The sequence below is a fragment of the Shimia sagamensis genome, from assembly GCF_900182745.1.
Lineage (GTDB): Bacteria > Pseudomonadota > Alphaproteobacteria > Rhodobacterales > Rhodobacteraceae > Shimia > Shimia sagamensis.
The window spans coordinates 1-1,538 of record NZ_FXTY01000031.1 but is presented as its reverse complement, the minus strand read 5'-3'; the positions used below and the strand labels follow the sequence as shown (position 1 = coordinate 1,538).

General features: G+C 55.1%; 1 protein-coding gene. It reads left to right on the top strand.

Annotated elements, in window-relative coordinates; genetic code table 11:
- Positions 1-77: 77 nt before the first annotated feature.
- A complete protein-coding gene (locus tag QOL67_RS21975; RefSeq protein ID WP_283428134.1) occupies positions 78-1,463 on the top strand; it encodes a transposase in 1,386 nt (461 codons plus the stop codon).
- The last annotated feature ends 75 nt before the right edge of the window (positions 1,464-1,538 follow it).

The following is a 1,538-nucleotide window of genomic DNA, read 5'->3' as shown; positions in this document are numbered from 1 at the left end:
TATTGTGTTGAAAAACTCTTCTTGATTTGAGGGTCCTTCACTGATTCAATTTGCTTGTGAATGCAGGGGGATTGACGGTGTTGGGACCTAAGCAAGAAGCGCAAGGCGCACTCTTCTACGAGTTTTCTATCGACGACCATGTGCCTCAAGATCACCTGCTGCGCTCGATTGACCGGTTTGTGGATCTGAGCAGTATCCGTCCACATCTTGCAGAGTTTTACAGCCACACTGGCCGTCCTTCGATTGATCCAGAACTGCTGATCCGCATGCTGTTGGTTGGGTATTGTCTTGGCATCAGGTCCGAGCGCAGGCTTTGCGAGGAGGTGCATCTCAACCTTGCTTATCGCTGGTTCTGCCGCCTTGATCTTGCGGATCCAGTACCCAGCCATTCGACCTTTTCCAAGAACCGGCATGGTCGTTTTCGCGAAAGCGATTTGCTGCGTCATCTATTTGAGACGACTGTGGCGCGTTGCATTGCAGACGGCCTCGTCAGCGGCCAGCGCTTTGCGGCAGATGCCAGCCTGATCGAGGCGGACGCCAACAAACAGAACTCAACCCCAAAGGCAGACTGGGACACTGCAGCGATCAAGCCAGATGATGCTCCGCGCTCTGTGCGCGAATATCTCGACGTTCTTGATGATGCAGCATTTGGTGCGGCATCCGATGTTGAGCCCAAATTCACATCCCACTCCGATCCCGCCAGCCAGTGGACCGCAGCCCGCAAAGGCCCTGCGTTCTTTGCCTATTCGACGAACTACCTGATCGACACTGACTACAGTGTCATCGTCGACGTCGAGGCCACAAGATCTATCCGACAAGCGGAAGTGGGGTCTGTGCGCTCGATGCTGGATCGGGTTAAAGGCACGTTCGATCTGCATCCAGAACGCATCATCGCAGACACCGCTTATGGCTCGGGACCAATGCTCGGTTGGCTTGTCGACCGCAAGATCGCACCGCATATCCCGGTTATTGATAAAGCGGGGCGCACTGACGGGACCTGGAGCCGATCTGATTTCCAGTGGGACGCCGAGAACGACCAATATGTTTGCCCAGAGGGACAATCACTCAAACAGTTCCGCCGAAATTACTCTGATCCCAACCGAGGCCCAGACGGCAAAGGCGTCGCCAAATATCGCGCATTAAAAAGGACGTGTCAGGCATGCCCATCCAAAGCAAAATGCTGCCCCAACGCCGACTTCCGCTCCATCACGCGCGAAGAACACGAAGACGCCCGTCAGGTCGCCCGCGACATTGCCAAGACCAAACAATACGTCATCTCAATGCGGCTCAGAAAGAAGGTGGAAATGCTCTTTGCCCACCTCAAACGCATTCTCGGGTTGGGGCGCCTCCGATTACGTGGGCCATGTGGGGCAAATGACGAATTCCTCCTCGCCGCAACCGCCCAAAACCTCCGTAAACTGGCCAAGGTCTTTCCTGCACCGCAGCAAACGAGCGAAGCCTGAAAAGAAAGGCGCTCGCGCGACGTTCAGTCCCTCATTTTCTGCGCCAGCAACACGATGTTTTTCCACAGAATCGGC